The organism is Pseudarthrobacter sp. NPDC058362, assembly GCF_042723515.1.
Taxonomy (GTDB): Bacteria; Actinomycetota; Actinomycetes; order Actinomycetales; family Micrococcaceae; genus Arthrobacter.
Genome location: NZ_JBHXIW010000001.1, coordinates 268,708 through 285,446, shown reverse-complemented (window position 1 = coordinate 285,446; position 16,739 = coordinate 268,708). Strand labels below are relative to the sequence as shown.

Here is a 16,739-nt window from a genome sequence, read left to right as displayed (position 1 = left end):
CCCATGAACCGCAAGGCCACCGCCCTGGACGTCGCCAAGCTCGCCGGCGTTTCGCGCAGCGCCGTGTCCCTGGTGCTTAACGGCCGCGGGGACGGCAATGTCGCCCCGGAGAGCCAGCAGCGCATCCGGGAGGCCGCCGCCGCCCTGAACTACTCGCCGAACAAGATTGCGCTCAGCCTGCGCAACCAACAGTCGCGCATCATCGGCATCGTCTCGGACCAGGTGGTCACCAGCCCGTTCGACGGCAACATCATCGCCGGGGCGGACGCGGTGGCCCGGGAGCACGGCTTCGTCACGGTAGTGATGGACACCGAGCTGGACGAGGCCCGGGACGAAAGCGCTGTGGAGACCCTCCTGGACCGGCAGGTGGACGGGCTTATGTATGTCACGGTGGGCCTGCGGCCGCTGCACGTTCCGGTGAACATGGCCCGCGTTCCTTCCATCCTGGCCAACTGTTTCGACGACCGTGAAGGCGCGGGACTGCCCGCCGTGATTCCCGACGAGGTCCGCGGCGGGCGCGAGGCGGCAGAACACGTTATGTCACTGGGCCACCGGGACATCGCGTTCCTGGCCGGCGACTCCCTGACCCCCGCGGCACCGCGCCGGATCGAGGGCCACCGGGAGGCCTTCCGGCGTGCCGGACTGCCCGTCGGCGAAAACCGGATCCTGCAGGTGGGCTGGGATATCGACGCCGGATTCCACGGCACCATGAAGCTGCTGGACGGCGTGGACCCTGCACATCGCCCCACCGCCATCCTCTGCGCCAACGATCGCCTGGCCGTCGGCGTGGTCCTGGCCTGCTACCGGCTGGGTCTGGACGTGCCGCAGGACATTTCGGTCATGGGCTACGACGACGAGTTCCGGGTGGCCAAGTCCATGGTTCCGGCACTGAGCACCATGGCCCTGCCGCTGCGCGAGATGGGCGCGGCCGCGATGACCGCGCTGCTCGCGGACGTCGGGCGCGCCCGGGATTCCACACACGACGGCGGCGCCCCAGCTGCTGGGTCAGCCCCCGGTACCAGCCGCGAGAGCATGGTCCCGTGCCGCCTGGTGGTACGCGACTCCACCGGGCCGCTGCCAGCCGGACGCTGACGCAGGGTTAGGGTCCGGCCAGCCGCGCCGGCGAAACTATGACGGCGCGTGGCCCAGCTGCCAGGCGTGGGCAGCGGTTCCTGCCGCGAGCCGCAATTCCCACCGTTCCCCCGGAGCAGGGTAAGCGCGGAGTGTGGTGGCGACATTCCCTGTCCGGAATACTTCCACCAGGGACGCGTCGATGAAGATACGCAGTTCTTCACCTGCCGCAACCGCGCCACTGAAAACCACCTGCTCGGCAGCGGCACCCACCAGCACAAGCTCGACAGCGGCATCCCCCTGCCCTGAACCGGCCGGCACCGAAGTAGCTGCCACCAATGCCTCCGCGTGAGCCGGAAGGACCATGGTTCCGGCAGCACCGCGGGCCACTTCCGCTCCGCGGTACGCGTCCAGTTCCGGAGCGGCACGCACGGCGAGCCTGCCGTCCACTACCGAGAGTTCGCGCGGGAAGGTCAGGATCCCGGCCCACCCGGCTGCATCGACTTCGTCCTGCGTGCGGCCGCGGCGGCCGTCACGGCTCGGCCCTTCGTTGGCCCAGCCCCACAGCAGCGCCCGGTCCTCGAGGGCCACCACCTGGGGTGCGTAGAAATCCCGGCCCAGGTCTGATTTTCCGCCGGAACGGGGCGCGAAGACTGGAAGTCCAGTGTCGGGGTCCTCGGTGAGTGAACCGATCAGGTGCCCTACGCCGTTGGCATGCTCGTGGCCGTCACCGGAGAGCCACAGGGAAAAGATCATCACCCAGGTGTCGTCCATGGCTCCGCGGGAAGCGTCCGGCACCCTGACCAATTGGGGGCACTCCCAGATCTCGGCCGGCGTATGCTGGCGGGCCATCGGGTGGTTCCCGGTGAACCAGATGCCCTGGTACTTCCAGTCGGACATGTCCTCCACGGAATACAGCAGGAGCGCCGCGTCGCCGTTGGCCAGGCCGGCGCCCTGCATGGCGTAGCGCTTGCCGTTGAAACGGAAGAGGAACGGGTCCCGTACGGCGGTGACATTGGGGTCATCAGGCATTCGCGCCGCCACGTGGCCGGTCTGTTCCCAGTGGACCAGGTCGGACGAACCGCGGGCGATGACCACCTCGGAGTGGCCCCCGTCGCCCCGGACACCCGAGTACGCGGCGGTGGGGACCCCGCCGTCGTCCGTTACTACGCCGGTCCAGCAGCCGAATTCGTCCGGCCCGCCAGGCTGGGGGCGGAGCGCTACGGGATGCTCGTCCCAGTGGACCAAGTCCGCCGAACTGACGTGGCCCCAAGCGATCCGATGGTGGCGGGCTGAGTCTGGGTTGTACTGGAAGAACACGTGATAGCGGCCGTTGACGAAGCTGACGCCGTTGGGATCGTTGATCCAGCCGTGGGCCGGTCGGGGGTGGAACCGCGGGAACGCGGGATCGGGGTGGGCTGCAGCGACGTCGGAGAAGCAGACGGCGGCGAGGTCCGGGGTGGGCATGTAGTGGCCTTTCAGGGAGGATGTCATTTGCCGGTGCCTGCGGTGAGGCCGGCCTGGAGTGCGCGCTGGCCGAACATGAAGACAACGAGGGCGGGAATCATCGACAGGACCACGCCCGCCAGTACCACGGAGATGCTGCCGGTGCCCAGGTTTCCCTGAAGCGAGACGAGGCCCAGCGGGAGCGTGAAGTTCTGCTCGGAGATGGTAAGGATGAGCGGTCGGAAGAACTCGTTCCAGTGGAAGTTGAATGCGAGGATCCCCACGATCGCCATGCCGGGGAAGGCCAGCGGGGCGTAGACGGAGCGGAAGGTCCGCCATGGCGAGGCGCCGTCGATGGACGCAGCCTCCGCGAGCTCGGCCGGGAGGCCCAGGAAGTACTGCCGCATCAGGAAGGTGCCGAACGCCGTCGGAATGGCCGGCAGGATCAGCGCAAGCAGCGTGTCCGAGAGGCCCATGCCGCGGATGAGCATGAAGACGGGCACGATGGTCACCTGGACCGGCACCATCATGGTGGCCAGCACGACGGAGAACAGTGCCCCGCGGCCGCGGAACTTCAGGTGCGCGAACGCGTAGCCTGCCAGGGCAGCGGAGACCATCTGGCCTGCTGCGATGAGTCCGGTCACCAGCGCGCTGTTGAGCACCAGCAAGAAGATATTCAGTTGCTTGAATACTTCGCCGTAGGACGTGAAATCAGGGTTCCAGGGGAAGAACGACGGCGGCAGCTTGAACGATTCCGACGGCGACCGCAGCGAGGTGGACAGGGTCCACAGCACGGGGCCGAGCGTCAAGGCTGCGGCGAGGAGCAGCAGCGCAATGCGCGCGGTAACGCTCCAGCTGAACTTCCGGCGGTTGGACGAGGTCTCCGGCAGACCACGGGACGGGTCAAGGGAAGCGCCGGAGGCGAGGCCGCTTTCTGTGGTGGTAGTCATGGCTGGCCTTACTGGTAGAAGACGAATCGTTTGCTGAGCCGGAACTGCGCGGCCGTGATGGCCATGATGATCAGCGTCAGAAGCACACCGATCGCGGACGCCTGGCCGAATTCAAGCCGTTGGAATGCCGACTCGAAGATCACCATGACGGCGGTGCGGGTGGAGTCGCCCGGCCCGCCGCGGGTCAGCACATAAGGCTGGTCGAAGACCTGCAGGGCGCTGATAATCGCCATGACCGAAGCCACGAGGGTGGTGGGGCTCAGGAGGGGAAGCGTGACATGGAGGTGCTTGCGCAGGCCGGTGGCGCCGTCGATAGAGGCCGCCTCATATGTCTCGACGGGAATGGATGCGAGGCCCCCGACGAACAGCAGGAACGAGAAGCCGAAGTTCTGCCACACGTACACAAGGATCACGACGGCGGCGGACCCGGCGGGGGTGGTGAGCCAGGGGACGGCAGGGATGCCCACCAGGGAGAGGAACCAGTTCACCACGCCGAACTGCTCGTTGAAGAGGTACCGCATGAAGATGGATACTGAAGCCGCCGAGAGGATCAGCGGGAAGAAGAAGGCCGAACGGAAGAACACCCGGAGCCAGGCCGGCATCTTTTCCTGCACCATGATGGCTAGAGCCAGGGCGAGGCCCAACTGGAGTGCCACCGCCACCACCACGAACGCGATGGTGTTCAGGAAGGACACCCGGACGGTGGGGTCTTGGACGACCTCCGCGAAGTTGTCGAACCCCACGAAGGACGGGGCCGAAATGATGTCCCAGCGGAAGAAGGCCAGCACCACCGAGGCCACGATGGGGACCAGGGTGAAGAGGGCCATGCCCAGGATGGTGGGGGCCAGGAAGACCCATGCCAGCCAACGTTGGCTGCGGCCGGGTCCGGCCGCGGTCGTAATCGTGCTCATGACTGCCTCCTCAGTGCCAGTTCAAGGTCGCGCTGCATGGATGCGAGGGCCTGCTTCAGCTGCCGTTCGTCGCCGCTGACGGCCAGCGATACGTTCTTCATGAGGGCCGTTTCCACCGCCGCTTGCTGGGGCGGGGCGGGGATGGGGCCCGTGGTGGGGAACCGGTCCAGGGTGTCGTAGAAGACCTTCCAGTGGGCGGGTCCCTTGCCGGCGTAAAGCTGCTCGTTCACCATCGAGCGGCGGGCCGGCGTGGTCACTGGGTTGGGGAAAATGAGCTCCATGGCTTCGCGGCTGGAGCTGAACTTGACCCATTCCCAGGCCGCGTCCTTGTCCTTGGCGGTTTTCATGATGGCGTAGCCGGCCGTGCCGAACTGGTGGCGCTGCGTCTTCCAGCGGGGGAAGAACTGGACGTCGTAATCCTTGGGGCCCATGCCGGCTTCGTGGAGTCCCTGCACCCAGTAGCCGCCGGCCGGCGTGGTGCCGATCCGGTTCGAGGCGAACAGGCCCACCAGGGAACTCCCGCCGCCTTCCTCCGGGCGGACACCGAGGCCGTCCTTGACCAGGCCGCGGAGGTAGTCGAAGGACTCGAAGACGCGGTCGTCGTCGGCGTTGGGTTCCAGCCACTGGTAGCCGCCGGAGCGGAGGCTGCGTGAGGGATCGCTGCCGTAGAAGCCGTCCCAGAGCCAGTCTCCGCCGGTGGACCGGGTCTCCTTGAGGAAGCTCGTGTCATTGGCGTAGAGCCACGGCACCACGCCGCCGAAGAGGCGGTTGGTCCAGTAGTACGGGGTGAAGTCGGCCGGCCGGGCCTTACGCATGGCGGCGAGGCTGTTGCGGAAGTCCAGGTGCGACCAGTCGTCCGCGGGGCGGTCCAGGCCCGCCTGCGCGAAGGCGGTGGTGTTGTAATACATGTTGGCGGCGTTCCAGTCCATCGGAAGCTGGTAGAGGCTGCCCTTGTACATGAAGGCCTCCACCAGGCTGGGGTGGACGTCGCTGAAGAACTCTGCCATGTCCGCAGCGTCGCGGCGCACGTATTCGTCCAGGGGGTGCGCGAGCTTTTCGGCGAAGAGCTGCGAGCCCTCCGTGGCCACGTAAACCACATCCGGCGGCGTCCCGGCGGCCACCATGGTGAGGATCTTGGTGAAGAAATCCTTCCAGTCCACGGCCTGGATGGCCTGGACTTTAACCTTGATGTCCGGGTGGATCCGGTTGAACGCTTCGATGGCACGCTGGCGGGCGGCGGCGTCCGCGGCGGTGCCCAAGATTGCGATGCTGAGGCTGTTGTCTCCCCGGCCCGGAATGTCTGCACCGGAAAGCCGCGGCCACGACGCCACGGATGCTCCGATGATTCCCGCGCCGAGGGCACTGAGGGCTGTCCGACGAGTGATCTCCCGCAGGCGCCCGGTGGTGGCTTCGGTCATGTCCAATTCCTTCCTAACACGTGTTAGGAACAGTAGAGCGGAGACCTAACACGTGTCAAGCGTCACAGAAAACTTTGTCTTCCCGACGGCGGCCAGGGTTCACCGGCCCGCCGTCGCATGACCGGCGCTGCCCCGCATGACCGGCGCTGGCCCGCATGACCGGCGCTGGCCCGCATGACCGGCGCTGGCCCGCATGACCGGCGCTGGCCCGCGTGACGGCGCTGGCCCGCATGACCGGCGCTGCCCCGCATGACCGGCGCTGGCCATCACCGCATGTGCAGTCCGGGGCCGCTCAAGCGGAAAAGCCGCCCGGGCCAGGCGGCTACGCCAGCCCGCTCAGGCAATAGTCCTTGACCCAGTGCCGGACCCGCCGGGGAAGCCGGGGCCAGGTCACCGCGAGCGCCGACATGGTCCGCTGGAACCGGCGTTCGCTCCGGGCATTCCAGGGCAGGCCGAAGTCGTCCCGCAACTGCTCCGTCAGCAGGCCTGCCGTCATGAAGCGGGCCGGGGGCATCAGGGCCCGGTACCAAAGCGGCGCCACGGCGGGATACAGGAGGCTGCGCCCGACCTGCACGGCGGCATCGTCCGCGCGGAGAGTTGCCAGGTGCTCCTCCCAGTAGCGGGCAAAGGCCGCCCGGTCCCCCGGCCACATGCGCTCGGGAAGCTGCAGGGCTGTGCCGAGCTTCGCGTACTCGCGGTACATCGCATCGGCTGTTTCGTCGTCGAGCGGTCCGTACACCCGGGTGAGGATCGTTGCCGCGGTGTCATAGAGGGTGGCTGCCACCCAGAGCTGGAGTTCGGGATCGTAGGCACTGTAGCCGGCGGGGCCAGCCCCGGGGTCGCTGCGGACCCGCGCGTGGGCGCGGTTTACCCGCCGGCGGGCCGCCCTGATCTGCTCCTCGCTGCCGTACACCACCGCGTAGACGTACGTGAGTGTGCCCACCAGCCGATGCAGCGGCCGGTCGGTGAAGTTACTGTGCTCGGCGACGCCGCGGCCCACCGCCGGGTTGGCGATCTGCAGCAGGAGGGCGCGCCCGGCACCGGCGAGCAGGATGCCCTCCGCCCCCAGGTCCGCGTGCCCTTGATTCATGCCTACCGGATTTCCGTGCGGGAGTCATCCCAAACGGGCGGCCACGCTGATGCTGGACACCCCGTACTTGGAGGTGGCCTTGACCGCCCGGCTGGACAGGAACCGGTACTCATCGTTGGGCCGTACGGTTTCCACACGGAAGCCCGCGTCCTCCATGGCGGCGAGGAAGCTGTCCTGCTGCATTGCGCCGCCGATGCAGGCCGCCCACAGCGAGGCGTCACAGGTGACGTTGTCCGGAAGCTGCGCCGCCGAGACGATGTCAGCGACCACCAGCCTGCCGCCGGATTTAAGCGCGCGGGCGGCCGCCTCAAAAACGCGCGGTTTGTCCGGGACCAGGTTGATGACGCCATTAGAGATGACGCAGTCCACCGACCCGTCGGGGACGCCGGGGTCTTCGATCCGACCCTCGCGGAAATCGACGGCGGCGGGCGGGGTTCCGCTGACGGCGGCAGCAGTGAATGACTCAGCCAGGGCACGGGCTTTGCGCACCTGCGCGGGAGTCATGTCGACGCCAATGACCGCACCGGAGGGCCCGGCGTCGAGCGCTGCCAGGAAGCTGTCCATACCCGATCCGCTGCCCAGGTCCAGCACGGTCTCCCCCGGGCGGATGGCGGCGAGGTCGTGGAAGTAGCCCACGCCGGCGAAGGATTCAATGGCAGCATGCGGGATCCTGTCCAGACCGGCCGGCGGGTAGCCAAGCCGTTCCGCCAGGGCGCGGCCGGTCTCGAAATGGAACTCCTGGTGCGGGAAGTTTGCCACTGCCTCGTACATCGACCGCACGCGGTCTTCAAGGTCGGTGGTATCGAGTTGGCGGGGCGTGGTTTCCATGGGTCCTCCTCGTTGAACACCGCCCAACGATTGGGACCCCCAGCACCCGTGCGAGCAGCTGTGGAACAGAAGTTTCCTCCGGTGCCGGTGGTGCGTCAAGATGCCACCCTTGACCGGCCACTATGACGTGGGTTACAGTCTTCTCCAGCGCAGTTATACGAATAACTGATACGAATAACCCACACATGGTAAGGAGAACCCCGATGCCCCGATCCCGGCCACGCTCCGGACCCACCATGCATGACGTGGCGGCCGCAGCCGGAGTCTCGCAGGCCACGGTGTCACTGGTTCTCAACTCCGCCTCGGGTTCGCGCTTTTCGGCCGAAACGCGCCAGCGCGTTCAGGACGCGGTGGAGCAGCTGGGCTACCGCACTAACGCCCATGCCAAGACGTTGCGGGACGGCGTCTCCGGAATCATCGGGTTCCTGGGGGACGCCGTGGCCACCACGCCCTTCGCCGGAAAGATCATCGAAGGTGCGCAGGAACGGGCCTGGGAGGACGGCCTCCTGCTCCTCACTATGAACACCGGGGGCGACAAGGCGCTGGAAAGGGCGTCCCTCGATTCAATGCTCTCCTACAAGGTGGCCGGCGTCGTCTACGCCGCCATGTACCACCGCCGCCTTGACGTGCCCGATGCACTGCACGGCGTTCCCTCGGTAGTCCTGAACTCGCAGGACCGGGACCACAAGCTTCCCAGCGTGGCCCCGGACGAAGAGCTGGGTGGGTATACAGCTACGCGGCACCTTCTCGATGCCGGTCACCGGCGCGTGGCAATGATCAACATAGAGTCATTGGAGAGTGAGTTGCCTGCAGCCGTGGGCCGCTTCAACGGCTATACCCGGGCCCTGACAGAAGCCGGACTGCCGGTCAAGCCAAGCCTGGTCCGCTTCGGCACCGGCAACGAGCTGGATGGCTTCAACCACGCCATGGACCTGCTGACGGCGGAACACCCGCCCACCGCCATCTTCTGCGCCAACGACCGCACCGCCTGGGGCGCCTACCAGGCCGCATCGGAGCTGCGCCTCACGGTCCCCGGCGACGTGTCAATCGTCGGTTTCGACAACCAGGAAACCCTGGCCCCGCACCTGAGGCCCGGACTCACTACGCTCGAACTGCCCTTCATCGAGATGGGCCGCCGGGCGGTGGAACTCCTGCTGCAGGACGCAGAACCTTCCGCGCAGGTGGAACTCATGACCTGCCCGCTCATTGAACGCAATTCAGTGACCCATCCAAAGGAGAAGCCATGAGCCGTACATTGGCTCAGCCAAGGCCGGCATCGCCGCCGGCGGCACCCCCGCAAGAAAAAAGCAGGAAACCACTGCGCTTTAAGCGCGTCGTCAGGGCCTGGCAGTTATACGTATTACTTGTCCCGGCCCTCATCTACATCGCCGTCTTCAAGTACTGGCCGATGTACGGTGTGCAGATCGCGTTCCGGAACTACAATCCGGTGGATGGCTTCACGGGAAGCCCGTGGGTGGGCCTCCAACACTTCGTTCGATTCGTGAACTCCTACCAGTTCGGGCAGGTGGTGGGCAACACGCTGTGGATCGCCGTCCTCGGCCTGCTGGTGGCCTTCCCCATCCCGATCATCCTGGCCCTGCTGGTGAACCAGCTGCAGAGCGAGCGATTCAAGAAGTTCACCCAAACCGTCCTCTATTCTCCGGCCTTCATCTCCACCGTTGTGGTTGTCGGCATCATGTTCGTCCTGCTCTCCCCCAGATCCGGCCTGGTCAACAACGCCATCCAGCTCGCGGGAGGCGATCCCATCTTCTTCATGGGCTCGCCGGAGTGGTTCAGGCCCGTCTACGTCATCTCGGATGTGTGGCAGAACGCCGGCTTCGCGATGATCGTCTACCTTGCTGCCCTGTCGGGGATCGACCCCGCCCTGCACGATGCCGCCAAAGTCGATGGAGCTTCCAGGTTCCAGCGCATCCGCCACATCGACCTGCCGGGCATCATGCCGGTCATCACGGTGCTGTTCATCCTGGCCATCGGAAACCTCCTCAACGTCGGCTTCGAAAAGGCCCTGCTCATGCAGACCAACCTGAACCTGCCGACATCGGAAATCATCCAGACGTACGTCTACCACGCCGGCCTGCAGCAGGCGCAGTTCAGCTACTCGGCGGCTATCGGGCTCTTCAATTCCATCCTCAACCTCGTGCTGCTGCTGACCTTTAACTGGGTCGCACGCCGGGCCAACCAAGCAACCCTGTGGTGATGCCGTTATGTCCCTGAACATCAAATCCAAGCCCGGATTCCACCCGGCAACGCGGACCGTCCCTGCACCGAAACGCATCCCCACGTTCCGCGACAGGTGGGCCGACCCGGCGTTCAACGTTGCCGCCGTCGCCATCCTGGCGCTGTCCATCATCGCCGTGGTCTACCCCCTGTACTTCATCGTGATCGCCTCGATCAGCGACCCCAACGCCGTCTACGAGGGCAAAGTCTGGCTGCTCCCGTCAGGCGTCACCCTTGAGGGCTACGAGCGGATCTTCGCGGACAGCCGGATCTGGAACGGTCTCGGCAACACGGTTGTGTACACGGTCCTGGGCACCGCGATCAGCGTGACCACCATCCTGTTCGGCGCCTACGCACTGTCCCGCAAGGACATGCCGGGCCGGAAGTTCCTGATGCTCCTCTTCGTGGTCACCATGTTCTTCGACGGCGGCCTCATCACCAAGTACCTGGTGGTCCGGGACCTCGGCATGCTGGACACGGTCTGGGCGGTGGTCCTTCCCGGCGCCGTGGGCGTATGGAACCTCATCATTGCCCGGTCGTTCTTCGAACACACCATCCCCGGCGAGCTCCGGGAAGCCGCACAGATGGACGGCGCCAGCGACTTCACCTTCTTCTTCAAGATGGTCCTGCCGCTCTCCAAGCCCCTCATCATGCTGATGGTCATGGTCCATGTGGTGGCGCACTGGAACTCGTTCTTCGACGCACTGATCTTCCTCAACGACGACACGAAGTACCCGCTGCAGCTGGTGCTCCGAAACATCCTCATCCAGTCCGACGTCTCCTCTGCCGGCACAACCGGCGGAGACATCGAGTCCTACGCGGCGGCCCAGCGGATCGGTGAACTTACCAAGTACGCCATGATCGTGGTCTCCAGCCTCCCGCTGATGATCGCCCTCCCGTTCATGCAGAAGCACTTCACCAAGGGCACCATGATCGGCGCAGTAAAGAGCTAAGGCTCCCCTCTTAGCGTTCGACGGCGGTGCCTCCTGCCGCCGTCGAACGCCTTCCTCCCCACGATAGAAAAGGACACACCCATGGCTCCCAGCCGTAAACTCGCCGTCCTCGGCACCCTGATGGCAGGAACAATGCTGTTCACCGCCTGCTCAGGCAGCTCCACCGCCTCCCCGGAAATCCAGGACGCCTCCGCAGATTTTGGCTTTCAGGAGAGCGGCTTTCCCATCGTCAATGACACGCTGACCCTGACGTTCTCCGGAACAAAATCAGCGCTTGCCCCGGACTACAACAGCATGTCCCTGGTCCAGCAGTGGGAAAAGGACACCAACATCCACATCAACTGGGAAAACCTGCCCGAGACGGTGTTCAAGGAGAAGAAGAACCTCATCCTCGCCAGCGGTGACCTGCCCGACGCGTTCTTCAACAGCGGCCTTACGGATGCGGAGATCGGCACCTATGCTGCCAGCGGCACGCTGGTCCCGCTTGAAGGCCTCATCGAGAAGAACGCGCCCAACCTCTCCAAACTGCTGGCGGACCGTCCGGATATCCGCGCTGCGATCACCTCCTCCGACGGCCACATCTACTCACTGCCCTCCGTGGAGGAGCTGGGACTGGTGCAGTTCCCCCACATGATGGCCATAAACACCGCGTGGCTGGACAAGCTGGGCATTCCGATGCCGAAGACCGTCGACGAGCTGCACGATGCGCTGCTCGCATTCAAGACCAAGGACGCCTCCGGTACCGGCAAGACCATCCCGCTCAGCTTCATGCCAGGCTCCTGGTGCGGCGACATTGTTGACCTCATCGCAGCGCTCGGCGGCGTCCCGGACAACATGGACCACCGCATCGTGCAGGACGGCAAGGTGGTCTACACCGCCACCCAGGACGGCTACAGGAAAGCCATCCAGACGCTGCACGAGTGGTACCGGGAAGGCCTGATCGACCCCGAGTCGTTCTCGCAGGATGACAAGGCCTACCTTGCAAAGGGGAAGGCCAGCACCGAGAACCTTGGGTCTTTCGTGTGGTGGGAAGTCAAGGAAATGGTCGGCGCCGACCGGGTTGGCAACTACGAACTGCTGCCCGTGCTGGAAGGCGTGGACAGCAAGCGCCTGGCCAGCCAGTCCAACAACCAGGAAATCGCCCGCGGGGCCTTCGCAGTGACCCGCGCCAACAAGTACCCTGCCGCCACCATGCGCTGGGCCGACAACCTGTACGACCCCATCCAGTCCGCCCAGGCGAACTGGGGCCCCATCGGGGAGACCTTGCAGAAGGACCCGGCCTCCGGGCTGCTGACCCAGATCCCGGCGGCTGCCGGAACCAGTGAAGGCGAGCGCCGGCAGAAGGTGGCCCCGGGCGGCCCCAAGGCCAACACGGCCGAAAACTTCGAGAAAGTGGTGGCACCGGAGCCCCGGGCCGCCGAACGCCAGAAAATCGTCGAGGAAAGCTACAAGCCCTTTGCTGCCAACGAAGGCTACCCGGCAGTGCCCTTGTCCAATGAGGAACTCCAGCAGATCAGCACCATCGAGGCTGACGTGGCCGCGCTCGTCAAGCAGAATACGGCCAAGTGGATCGTCTCCGGCGGCATCGACCAGGAGTGGGACGGCTACGTTTCCCAGCTCAAGAACATCGGCCTGGACAGGATGATCGAGGTGTACCAGCAGGCGTACGACCGGTACCAGCAGAACTCCTAGTCCCTTCCCCCTTCACCGCCACCGCCGGGCACGGAACTTCCGTGCCCGGCGGCCCCACCCGCCTGCCCGGCCTATTGGCCGGATGGCCGCCACGAATCGAGTTTCCGCTTCATGAACACCGTCACTTCCACCCTGGAGACCTACCGCCCGGCGCTGCACTACGCCTGCAAGGACACCTGGCTCAACGATCCGAACGGCCTGGTCTTCCACGACGGCGTCTACCACCTCTACTACCAGAACAATCCGTACGGGAACGTCCACAGCAACATGTCCTGGGGCCACGCAACGTCCACGGACCTGGTCAGCTGGGAGGAACAGCCTGTAGCTATCCTGTGCGATGAAACCGAACAGATCTTTTCCGGAAGCATCGTGGTGGACCATCACAACACCTCCGGATTCGGTGAGAGTGGCGCCGCGCCCCTGGTTGCTGTGTACACCAGCGCCTTCCAGCCCGGCTCCGCCCACCAGGGCACGCAGGCCCAGTCCCTCGCCTGGAGCCGCGACGGCGGCTACACCTGGACCAAGTACGCGGGGAATCCTGTCCTCACCCGCAACTCCCCCGAATTCCGGGACCCCAAGGTATTCCGCTACGAAGGCCCCGCCGGCAGCTACTGGGTGATGGCCGCCGTCGAAGCCCACGACTACGCAGTGCTGCTGTACCGATCCGATGACCTGAGGAACTGGGAATACCTGAGCACGTTCGGTCCGGCTAACGGAACCGGGGGAATCTGGGAGTGCCCGGACCTCTTCGAACTGCCGCTGCCGGACGCTTCAGGCGAAATTGGCGATGCAGGCACCACCCGGTGGGTCCTCACGGTCAACATGAACCCGGGCGGACCCAACGGAGGATCCGCCGGGCAATACTTCGTGGGGCATTTCGACGGCGTGACGTTCAGGTCCGAATCCACCGTCACCGAAGGCATGCAGGACGACGCGCGGCTGGCTGAATACGGCTGGCTTGACTGGGGCCGGGACTACTACGCCGCGGTGTCGTTCAGCAACGTTCCGAACGGGCGCCGGCTCATGGTCGGCTGGATGAACAACTGGCAGTACGCCAACCAGATTCCCACGTCACCGTGGCGCAGCCCCATGAGCCTGGTCCGGGAAGTCTCCTTGGCAATGGTGGACGGACGGCCCCGGCTGGCGCAGCACCCCGTCCGGGAAATCACCGCCACGGCGGCTCCGGACCGGTCATACTCCGGGCTGGTCCTCGACGGAACCCACCGGTTCGAGGGCGGGACGGCTGTGCAGCTCATCGAGGCCACCTTCGCCCCTGGCACCGCCCCCGAATTTGGCCTGGTAGTCCGGGGTGCCGGTGACGGAAGCGAGGGCACGCGGATCAGCATCCGGCCCGACGGCAACCTGCTCACCGTGGACAGGACAGCCTCCGGCGACATCGGCTTCCACGAGTCCTTCGCGTCCGTTTCCAGCGCACTGCTGAAGCCCGCCACCGGACGCTATTCGCTGCGGATCTTCGTGGACCATTGCTCCGTGGAGGTCTTCACCGACGACGGCCTGGTGACCGTCACCGAACTCATCTTCCCGAATCCCGCCAGCACCTGCGTGTCGCTGTTTTCCGCCGGAGGAACCGCAACAGCCGAATCCCTCAAACTGACAAACCTGGCCTGAACCGCCAACCTGCAAGAATTAGGGCCCAAGGTCACCTCCCAAACGGTGGAACCTGGCACATACTTAGCGCATGGGCGACGCAGCGCGAAAACCTGACCGGATCCTCCTGGCGCTGCTCGGCGTCGTCGGCCTGTTGGTGGTGGTGGCGCTGGCCGTGGTGTTTACGCGCGGCGGACCCCCGCCGCTGGACCCGGCGAGCGCGGCCGGGGTGGTCCAGCAGTACAGTACGGCCGTGATCGACGGCGATACCGAAACCGCGGACAGCTACCTCACCGACAACGCCCGCAGCATGTGCGGCGGCGGCTACTACTCCGGCGAACCGCGGCCCTCCCGGGTGGTGCTGGTGTCCACGACGGAACGGTCCGATTCCGCCACGGTCCGGGTGTCCATCGTCCACTCAGCGCAGGATGGCCCCTTCGGTCCGTCCGAGTACGAGATGGAGGATTCCTTCCGGCTGTCGAAGGTCGACGGGAAATGGCTGATCGACCAGGCACCCTACGTCCTGCAGGCGTGCGACGGACCCCTGGTGAAGCGATGAGCGCCCCCTCAGCCGTCACCGTCCACCGGGCGGGAAGTTCGCTGGCCACCCTGCGCCGCCTGATCCAGTACGGGCTGCTGTTCGCCCTGGTGGTCATCATGGCCAACGGCCTTTCGGGCTTGTTGACCCGCCTCTTCGCCGCACCCAGCACGCTGGCCTCGGCGGATGTGGCCAGCCTTGCCCTCGCCCTGGCCTTCACGCTGATCGGCGGTCCGCTCGCCCTGCTCCTGTGGTGGTTCAGCTGGAAGCGGCTCAGCGACGAGGCCGAGCGCCGGGCAGTGGAGTGGGGCCTGTACCTGACCCTGATGTACACCGTCTCGCTCATCATCTTCAGCACGTCGCTCTTCGCTTTCGTGGCATCGTTCGTCGACTCGTCCGGGAACACCTGGCAGCCGCTGCTGGCCAACGCCATCGTGTGGGCGGGCGTCTGGCTGTGGCACCGCTGGATGTGGACCAACCGCACCAAACCGTCGGACCACCTGCACGACGTAAGGGCCGTCGTCGGCACCGTTTTTGGCCTGGTGCTGGGAGCGGCGGCAGCGATCGTCGCCCTCTCCGCCGTGCTGGACGCCGCCATCCGCGGCCTCCCGCTCCTCGCCGCCTACGAGCCGTGGTGGCGGCCGGCGGTCCAGGCCCTCGTGTGGGCTGTGGGCGGTGCGGCCGTTTGGTGGTGGCACTGGTTCCGGGACGGCGGCAGGACCTTCAAGTCCGGGCTGGTGGACGTGATCATCGTGCTGGTCGGCGTGTTCCTGGCCGGGATCACCGCCCTCGCCGGGTTCGGCGTCATCCTGTTCGTCCTGCTGCGCCTCGCGTTCGACCGGAGCGAGCCGATGAACGAGCTCCTCGAGCCCCTGGCGCCGGCAATCGCCGGAGCACTGATCGGCGCCGTGGTGTGGCGGTACCACCGGACCGTCTCGACCGGCCGCCCGCTCTCCACCCGCCGCGCGGGCCTGCTGGCAACCTCGGCGGTGGCGCTCGCGGCGACCGCCTCCGGCGTCGGAATTATTGTCAACGCGCTGCTTGCAGCGATGGTCTCTCCCTTGGCCGGCGGTGCCACGCGCACGCTCCTGCTGGGTGGAATCAGTTCGCTCCTGGTGGGCGGGCCGGTGTGGTGGCTCTCGTGGAGGCCGCGGCGGCAGCCGACGACGGCGGGTGAAATTCCGCCGGGGCGGCGCATGTACCTCGTGGCGTTCTTCGGCGTCAGCGCCGTGGTGGCGCTGATCGCGCTGCTGGTGATCGGGTACCGGCTGTTTGAGTTCGTGCTGGGCGACGTCACCGGCGGCAGCTTCATCGACCGCATCCGCGCCCAGCTGGGGCTGCTGGTGGCGGCGGGCCTCGTGGCCGGCTACCACTTCGCGCTGTGGCGCCGGGACCGGGCGCTGATTGCGGCGGCCGCGCCTGCCCGAAAGCGCACGGTGGAGCGGATCACCTTGGTCACAGGGTTCCCGCCGGGTCTTGCGTCGCCCGATGCTCCCGACGCTCTTGCCCGGGCCATCGCCGAAGCCACCGGGGGCGCCAGGGTCACCGTGTGGCTCAGGGCGGACGACGGCGGCGCGGCACCTTCCGCGGTAGCGGCGCCTCCGGGGGCGGATGTGGAACGGGTCGCGGAGGCGGTGGAAAATGTTGCGGCCGCGCACGTCCTGGTGCTCCTGGGCCCCGGACCGAGGCTGGAAGTGGTCCCCTTGGCCGCCCGCTGACCACTCCCCTTAAAGCAAGGCTTGGAGGAGGCGGTTAGCGGCCGAACAGCCTGGCCAACCAGTTGAAGCCGCCGCCGGATGGCCGGGCTGTGTCCGTGGAGCAGGTGCAGCGCCTGGACTGCGGGACATTGGCCATGACCTGGTCCACGTGGTTGCCGCAACCAGCCCAGGTTGCCTTCGAGCATTTCTGGCACGTTGCCACTCGGCACATAGGAGTCCTCCATAGGGTTCGCGTGGCGGGCAAGTACCCGCCTCCGCTGAAAATAATACCCTAGGGG

At 66.2% G+C, this 16,739-nt stretch carries 14 protein-coding genes; 8 read left to right on the top strand and 6 right to left on the bottom strand.

Translation table 11 applies throughout. The annotated features are described in order from the left end of the window. Nucleotides 1-3 precede the first annotated feature (3 nt). Entirely contained in the window at nucleotides 4-1,092 is a 1,089-nt protein-coding gene (locus ACFWIX_RS01240) for a LacI family DNA-binding transcriptional regulator (RefSeq protein WP_377214293.1), read from the top strand. A gap of 36 nt (nucleotides 1,093-1,128) precedes the next feature. Here ACFWIX_RS01240 and ACFWIX_RS01235 read toward each other — a convergent pair whose 3' ends face one another. The 6 genes from ACFWIX_RS01235 to ACFWIX_RS01210 all read right to left on the bottom strand — a co-directional run bounded on the left by ACFWIX_RS01235 (nucleotide 1,129) and on the right by ACFWIX_RS01210 (nucleotide 7,714). Beyond that, nucleotides 1,129-2,565 (bottom strand): glycoside hydrolase family 32 protein, encoded by a 1,437-nt coding sequence (locus tag ACFWIX_RS01235; protein ID WP_377214292.1) that lies wholly within the window; start codon nucleotides 2,563-2,565, stop codon nucleotides 1,129-1,131. Beyond that, nucleotides 2,562-3,467, bottom strand: coding sequence for a carbohydrate ABC transporter permease (locus tag ACFWIX_RS01230; protein ID WP_377214291.1), 906 nt, complete (start codon nucleotides 3,465-3,467; stop codon nucleotides 2,562-2,564). Before ACFWIX_RS01230 ends, ACFWIX_RS01235 begins: the two co-directional genes overlap by 4 nt. An 8-nt stretch (nucleotides 3,468-3,475) precedes the next feature. Continuing rightward, complete coding sequence (locus tag ACFWIX_RS01225) at nucleotides 3,476-4,378, bottom strand: carbohydrate ABC transporter permease (RefSeq protein WP_377214290.1); 903 nt, start codon at nucleotides 4,376-4,378, stop codon at nucleotides 3,476-3,478. Continuing rightward, on the bottom strand, nucleotides 4,375-5,796 hold the full coding sequence (locus ACFWIX_RS01220) for an extracellular solute-binding protein (RefSeq protein ID WP_377214289.1): 1,422 nt from the start codon (nucleotides 5,794-5,796) through the stop codon (nucleotides 4,375-4,377). The genes ACFWIX_RS01225 and ACFWIX_RS01220 overlap by 4 nt, the downstream gene beginning before the upstream one ends. Before the next feature lie 322 nt (nucleotides 5,797-6,118). Then, nucleotides 6,119-6,886, bottom strand: coding sequence for an oxygenase MpaB family protein (locus ACFWIX_RS01215; RefSeq protein WP_377214288.1), 768 nt, complete (start codon nucleotides 6,884-6,886; stop codon nucleotides 6,119-6,121). 24 nt (nucleotides 6,887-6,910) lie between these two features. After that, the gene (locus tag ACFWIX_RS01210; protein ID WP_377214287.1) at nucleotides 6,911-7,714 is read right to left on the bottom strand and encodes a methyltransferase domain-containing protein; all 804 of its coding nucleotides are present in this window, start codon (nucleotides 7,712-7,714) and stop codon (nucleotides 6,911-6,913) included. A gap of 203 nt (nucleotides 7,715-7,917) precedes the next feature. On the opposite strand from ACFWIX_RS01210, the gene ACFWIX_RS01205 reads away from it, so the two are divergent. The 7 genes from ACFWIX_RS01205 (at nucleotide 7,918) to ACFWIX_RS01175 (ending at nucleotide 16,461) form a co-directional block, all read left to right on the top strand. Beyond that, nucleotides 7,918-8,961, top strand: coding sequence for a LacI family DNA-binding transcriptional regulator (locus tag ACFWIX_RS01205; RefSeq protein ID WP_377214286.1), 1,044 nt, complete (start codon nucleotides 7,918-7,920; stop codon nucleotides 8,959-8,961). Then, nucleotides 8,958-9,932: an ABC transporter permease gene (locus tag ACFWIX_RS01200; RefSeq protein ID WP_377214285.1), complete on the top strand. Its 975-nt coding sequence runs from the start codon at nucleotides 8,958-8,960 to the stop codon at nucleotides 9,930-9,932. Before ACFWIX_RS01205 ends, ACFWIX_RS01200 begins: the two co-directional genes overlap by 4 nt. 7 nt (nucleotides 9,933-9,939) lie before the next feature. After that, nucleotides 9,940-10,905 carry a carbohydrate ABC transporter permease gene (locus ACFWIX_RS01195; RefSeq protein WP_377214284.1) on the top strand — a complete coding sequence of 322 codons (966 nt, stop codon included), beginning with the start codon at nucleotides 9,940-9,942 and terminating at the stop codon, nucleotides 10,903-10,905. Nucleotides 10,906-10,986: 81 nt separating this feature from the next. Continuing rightward, nucleotides 10,987-12,597 (top strand): ABC transporter substrate-binding protein, encoded by a 1,611-nt coding sequence (locus ACFWIX_RS01190; protein ID WP_377214283.1) that lies wholly within the window; start codon nucleotides 10,987-10,989, stop codon nucleotides 12,595-12,597. Nucleotides 12,598-12,708: 111 nt separating this feature from the next. Then, nucleotides 12,709-14,226 carry a glycoside hydrolase family 32 protein gene (locus ACFWIX_RS01185; protein WP_377214282.1) on the top strand — a complete coding sequence of 506 codons (1,518 nt, stop codon included), beginning with the start codon at nucleotides 12,709-12,711 and terminating at the stop codon, nucleotides 14,224-14,226. A 70-nt stretch (nucleotides 14,227-14,296) separates the two neighbouring features. Then, the gene (locus tag ACFWIX_RS01180; RefSeq protein ID WP_377214281.1) at nucleotides 14,297-14,764 is read left to right on the top strand and encodes a hypothetical protein; all 468 of its coding nucleotides are present in this window, start codon (nucleotides 14,297-14,299) and stop codon (nucleotides 14,762-14,764) included. Beyond that, complete coding sequence (locus ACFWIX_RS01175; RefSeq protein ID WP_377214280.1) at nucleotides 14,761-16,461, top strand: DUF5671 domain-containing protein; 1,701 nt, start codon at nucleotides 14,761-14,763, stop codon at nucleotides 16,459-16,461. Before ACFWIX_RS01180 ends, ACFWIX_RS01175 begins: the two co-directional genes overlap by 4 nt. Nucleotides 16,462-16,739: the final 278 nt, after the last annotated feature.